Origin of the sequence: Streptomyces glaucescens, assembly GCF_002154375.1 — a bacterium.
In the GTDB taxonomy this organism is placed as follows: Bacteria; Actinomycetota; Actinomycetes; order Streptomycetales; family Streptomycetaceae; genus Streptomyces; species Streptomyces glaucescens.
The window spans coordinates 1-5,379 of sequence record NZ_MUND01000598.1 but is presented as its reverse complement, the minus strand read 5'-3'; the positions used below and the strand labels follow the sequence as shown (position 1 = coordinate 5,379).

Genomic DNA, 5,379 nt, shown 5'->3' with positions numbered 1-5,379 from the left:
CGGCGGGAGGAGCCCGCCGCGCCGTCGTCCACGGCGCCGCCCTCCGGCAGCCCGTCGTCGTCGGCGCCCCCGCGGCTGCCCGCCGGCGGTGACGTCGAGGACGGCCCGCTCTGGTCGGACGGCTCGGTGGATCCGCACAGCAACGAGTTCTGGGCGCAGAGCAATGTCACGCTGAAGACGTCCGGGCAACTCACCGAGCTTGTCGTGCAGTTGCGGGTGGCGCAGACCGGCGGGGTGTCCTCCACGGGCGCCTGGCGCTCGCTGCCCGAGGACGACTTCGAGCTGACGGTCGGCGAGGAGGACGGGTTCCTCGTCTACACCTGGCGGCTGAGGGAGGGCCGTACGGTCCCGGCGGGCGAGTGGGTGTTCGCGGGGCAGTACGACCATGAGCGCGGCGGCCGGGACGCCGGGGACGACAGCTACGCGGCGACGGCCCGCACCGGGTCCGAAGAGCTGGCCGTGGCGGGCGACTTCGCCCCGCGCGGGGAGTCGTGAAAAAAGATCGGAAGACGCGGCAACCCTTTCTCCGCCCGTGGCGACCAGGAGACGCAAGGTTTCCCTCCCACGCAAGGAATGGCATGACAGCACGAGCCGAACAGCGCGTCCGCCACCGCCGCCGCGTCACGAAACGACGCGCGGCGATCGCCGGCGCCACCGCCCTCGGCATCACCGGGGCGGCGATCGTCACCACGACGATGCTGTCCTCCGCGGGCGCCGCGTCCTCGTGGCCGACGGCCAAGGGCCCCAAGGCCGTCAGCAGCACCATCCCCGTCTCCGGCACCTACGACGGCGGCTACAAGCGCTTCTACGGCACCGGCGAACTCGGCGGCACCGGACAGGACGAGGGCCAGGACCCGCTCTTCAAGCTCGCCGACGGCGCGGTGCTGAAGAACGTCATCCTCGGTGCCCCGGCGGCCGACGGCATCCACTGCATGGGCAGCTGCACCCTGCAGAACGTGTGGTGGGAGGACGTCGGCGAGGACGCCGCCACCTTCAAGGGCAAGTCGGCCTCGGCCGTCTACACCGTGCACGGCGGCGGCGCGCGGAAGGCCGACGACAAGGTCTTCCAGTTCAACGGCGCGGGCAAGCTGGTCGTGACGAAGTTCCAAGTCTCCGACTTCGGCAAGCTGGTGCGCACCTGCGGCAACTGCTCGACGCAGTACAAGAACCGCCAGGTGATCATCAACGACGTCGACGTCACCGCGCCCGGCAAGTCGATCGTCGGCATCAACGCCAACTTCGGCGAGACGGCCGCCCTGCGCAACGTGCGCATCCACGGCGACAGCGGCAAGAAGATCAAGCCGTGCACCCGCTTCCAGGGCAACAACACGGGCAAGGAGCCCAAGGAGCTGGGCACCGGCCCGGACGGCACGCACTGCCTCTACACGGCCTCCGACCTCGTCTACAAGTAGGCCCACAGCCGCCGGTCCGAGCCCCCCTCGGTCCGGTTGCCGGTGCCGGTGCGAGCCCCCCTCGCCCGGCACCCAGGAACGCCCCCGCCGGTGACGACCGGCGGGGGCGTTCGCACACCCGGCCTTCCGAAAGGGTCGGAAACTTTCGCTCGCGCTCTTCCCTCCCGCACCGATTGACCCCTCCGGCCCCGCCCCCTGACACTCCCAAGGCACCGTCTTCCAACAGAATCCCCCACATCCCCACAGGAGTGCCATGCGCCGCCCCCGCCTGCTCCTGCTCCCCTTCCTGGCCCTCCTCCTCGCCCTGCTCACCGCCCCACCGGGCACCGCCCACCCAGGAGCACCTCCCGTGAAAGCCCCGGAGTACGCCGGCTACCTCTTCGCCTACTTCACCGGCGAGGGCACCGCCGACGGCGAACAGATCCGCTACGCCCTCAGCCGCGGCAACGACCCCCTGCACTGGCGCGAGCTGAACGCGGGCAAGCCGGTCCTCACCTCCACGATCGGCGAGAAAGGCCTGCGCGACCCGTTCGTGATCCGCTCCCCCGAGGGCGACCGGTTCTACATGATCGCCACCGATCTGCGGATGTACCGGAACGCCAGCGGCAGCTGGGACCAGGTGCAGCGGCACGGCAGCAAGTCGATCATGGTGTGGGAGTCGACCGACCTGGTCCACTGGACCGACCAGCGCCTGGTGCGGGTCTCCCCGGACACCGCGGGCAACACCTGGGCGCCTGAGGCCTACTGGGACGAGTCGCTGGGCGCGTACGTCGTCTTCTGGGCGTCCAAGCTGTACGCGCCGGACGACCCGGAGCACCGGGGCTCCACCTACAACAGGATGCTGTACGCCACCACGGAGGACTTCCGCACCTTCAGCGAGCCGAAGGTGTGGAGCGACCCGGGCTACTCGGTGATCGACTCCACGGTCGTCGAGCACGAGGGCACCTACTACCGCTACACCAAGGACGAACGCGACCCGGGCAGTTCGAGCCCCTGCTCGAAGTTCATCACCGCCGAGAAGTCGACGCGCCTCACCAGCACCTCGTACGACTTCCTCGCGGACTGTGTCGGCAGCGGCGCGCTGGACCGCGGCGAGGGCCCGACCGTGTTCAAGTCGAACACCGAGGACAAGTGGTACCTCTTCATCGACGAATACGGCGGGCGCGGCTATGTCCCCTTCGAGACCACCGACCTGGCCTCCGGCGAGTGGATCCCGTCGCGCGGCCACCGGCTCCCGGCCAGCCCGCGGCACGGCACGGTCCTGCCCGTGACCCAGGAGGAGTACGACCGGCTGCTGGCCGCCTACCCGGTGACCCCGGCATCCGTGGTGGACGCGACGGCGAAGGGCCAGAAGGGGTACGCCGTCGTCACCGAGGCCGCCTCGAAGGTCGTGCTGCCGATGAAGCCGAACGCCGACCTGCGCCGCCTCGCCCCGGAACTGGCCGTCGGCGCGGGCGCCACGCTCACCCCGCCCTCCGGCACCCGCCGGGACTTCCGCACCCCGCGGACGTACACGGTGCGGGCGGCCGACGGCACCACCCGCACCTGGACGGTCGAGGCGGTCCCCACCCGCAGCCCGGTCCTCCCCGGCCTGTACGCGGACCCCGACATCCGGTACATGGACGGCCGCTACTGGCTCTACCCGACGACGGACGGCTTCCGCGGCTGGGGAGGCACCCGGTTCACGGCCTTCTCCTCCGAGGACCTCGTCCACTGGGAGGACCACGGCGTGATCCTCGACCTCGGCCCGGACGTGACCTGGGCGGACCGGTACGCCTGGGCGCCCGCGATCGCCGAGAGGAACGGGAAGTACTACTTCTACTTCTGCGCCGAGCAGCAGATCGGGGTGGCCGTCGCCGACTCCCCCGCCGGCCCCTTCGAGGACGCGCTCGGCAGACCCCTGGTCGCCGAGGGGCAGTTCGCGGGCCAGATGATCGACCCGGCCGTCTTCACCGACGACGACGGCACGTCGTACCTCTACTGGGGCAACGGACGGGGCTACGTCGTCCCGCTGAACGACGACATGACCTCCTTCGACGCCGCCCGGGTCCGGGACATCACCCCGGCGGACTTCCGCGAGGGCTCGTTCGTGGTGAAGCGGCAGGGCACCTACTACTTCATGTGGTCCGAGGACGACACCCGCAGCGAGAACTACCACGTGGCCTACGCGACCGGCCCGAGCCCGCTCGGCCCGTGGACGAAGCGGGGCACGATCCTCGCCAAGCGCCCGGAGTACGGCATCCTCGGCACCGGCCACCACTCGGTGGTGAACAGGCCCGGCACCGACGACTGGTACGTCGTCTACCACCGCTTCGCCCTCGACGGCCCCGGGCGGCCCGGCGGCGACGGCACCCACCGGGAGACCACGGTCGACCGCCTCCGGTTCGCGGCCGACGGAACGATCACGCCCGTGGTGCCGACCCTGGAGTCGGTCCGCCCGGTACGGCGGTGAGCCTCACAGCACGCCGTCGAGCCAGGCGAACACCTCGTCCTGCATCCGGTCGGTGAAGACGTGGCCGAGGTCCGGCCACGTCTTCAGCCGCAGCCGCTCCTCGGCGCCGTGGAACCGCCACACGGCGCGCAGCTTCTCGTGGGCCGCCCGTACCCCCTCGGCACGGAACAGGGGATCCAGGCCGCCGTGGAAGAAGAGCATCGGCCTGGGGGCGGCGATGCTCGCGACGTCGGGGAGGTCGAGGTGCCGGGCGAGCCCCGGATGCAGCATGTAGTACGCCGACTGCCCGCGCAGGGAGTTGTCGCCGGGCACCAGCATCTCCTTCAGGCCGGTCATCCAGCACACGCTCGCCGCGGCGGCGATGTCGTCGCCGAGCGCGGCCGCCTGCCAGGCCCGGTAACCGCCCATGGAGAAGCCGAGAGCGGCCACCCGGCGGGCGTCGACCCGGTCGAGCCCGGCCAGGAAGGATGCGGCCCGGGCGTCCTCCCGCGCCATGAGCCCGGCGAGGGACGAGCCCAGCTGGTAGAAGTGCGCGGCCAGCGCCTGCTGCTGCGCGTACGCGAGCGGCCCCCGGTCGCCCCAGCCCGGCGCGTCCAGACACAGCACGGCATAGCCGCGCCGGGCCAGCTCGTCACCGACGAACCGCCCGCTGAAGCACCGCTCCGCCCAGTCCCGTGCGGAGGCCAGCCGGGTGTCGTCGTACCAGGGCCGGACCAGTTTCTCCTTGCCGATGTCGAACCTGGACCCGTGGTCGTGCAGCAGCAGCACCGCGGGGAACGGCCCGCGCCCGTGCGGGGTGAGCAGCACGCCGCGGACGCGTGCGTAGCGGGTGAGGGAGACGGTCACCAGCTCCCGTGTGTACCCGTCCCCTTCCTCCCGCCCGCCGTACTCGGGGGCGTACGGCGTCCCGTCCTGCCGGCCGACCAGCAGATGCGCCTCGACCGTGGCACGGGCGGCCCGCCGCCAGGCACCGAAGTCGCGCACGGGCGAGGCGCCCCAGGCGAGCGGGAACGTCAACTCCTCCTTGAGCGCCGGCGGCGGCTCAGGCATCCGGCCGCCAGTCGCCGAGGTACGCCCGCTCGGTGTGCTCACCCGCCTCGGCGGCCGTCAGCCGGGGCCGGTTCTCCGCAGCGGTGACCCGGGCGCCGGGGCCCAGGTTGCGGTACTCGGCGAACCGCTGGTTCTGCCAGGGGAAGGCGTCCGACATGTTGGCGTAGGGCGCGACCGCGTCGATGCCGGGGCCGAGCCAGGTGTCCCGGACGACGAGGGAGGGCCGGGCGGTCGGGTCGGAGCTGGGCACCCAGGGGCGGGCCAGCTTGTAGTACCCGTCGGGCGCCTCGCTGCTGATCCGGCACCGGGTGACGAGGTAGCCGCGTGGGTTGGGGGCCGCGGTCGACGGGGCGAAGACGAAGCCGTACGGGGCGCCGGCCAGGTCGGTGCGGTCCAGGGTGCGGAAGTGGCAGTGCTCGAAGACGGCGGTGGCCCGGCCGAAGACGAAGTCGACGTCGCCCTCGA

The 5,379-nt window shown here is 71.8% G+C and carries 4 protein-coding genes and 1 pseudogene; 3 read left to right on the top strand and 2 right to left on the bottom strand.

Annotated features, from left to right (window positions below; all coding sequences use genetic code 11):
* The 3 genes and pseudogenes from CCN42_RS32670 to CCN42_RS32660 form a co-directional block, all read left to right on the top strand.
* Window positions 1-495 (top strand): annotated as a pseudogene (locus CCN42_RS32670) (hypothetical protein); the annotation flags it as partial.
* Window positions 496-578: 83 nt separating this feature from the next.
* On the top strand, window positions 579-1,412 hold the full coding sequence (locus CCN42_RS32665) for a pectate lyase (RefSeq protein WP_086172579.1): 834 nt from the start codon (window positions 579-581) through the stop codon (window positions 1,410-1,412).
* A 253-nt stretch (window positions 1,413-1,665) separates the two neighbouring features.
* Window positions 1,666-3,864: a glycoside hydrolase family 43 protein gene (locus tag CCN42_RS32660; RefSeq protein ID WP_086741006.1), complete on the top strand. Its 2,199-nt coding sequence runs from the start codon at window positions 1,666-1,668 to the stop codon at window positions 3,862-3,864.
* Between the two features lie 3 nt (window positions 3,865-3,867).
* On the opposite strand, the gene CCN42_RS32655 is transcribed toward CCN42_RS32660, so the two are convergent.
* On the bottom strand, window positions 3,868-4,914 hold the full coding sequence (locus CCN42_RS32655) for a dienelactone hydrolase family protein (RefSeq protein WP_086741004.1): 1,047 nt from the start codon (window positions 4,912-4,914) through the stop codon (window positions 3,868-3,870).
* The coding region (locus CCN42_RS32650) for a pectinesterase family protein (RefSeq protein ID WP_245877574.1) at window positions 4,907-5,379 on the bottom strand (473 nt) is incomplete at its 5' end. The genes CCN42_RS32650 and CCN42_RS32655, both read right to left, overlap by 8 nt.

What these genes read in the sequence shown, in the direction of transcription:
- CCN42_RS32665 (WP_086172579.1), top strand. Translation starts at nt 579, where the DNA reads ATGACAGCACGAGCCGAACAGCGCGTCCGCCACCGCCGCCGCGTCACG.
- CCN42_RS32660 (WP_086741006.1), top strand. Translation starts at nt 1,666, where the DNA reads ATGCGCCGCCCCCGCCTGCTCCTGCTCCCCTTCCTGGCCCTCCTCCTC.
- CCN42_RS32655 (WP_086741004.1), bottom strand. Translation starts at nt 4,914, where the DNA reads ATGCCTGAGCCGCCGCCGGCGCTCAAGGAGGAGTTGACGTTCCCGCTC.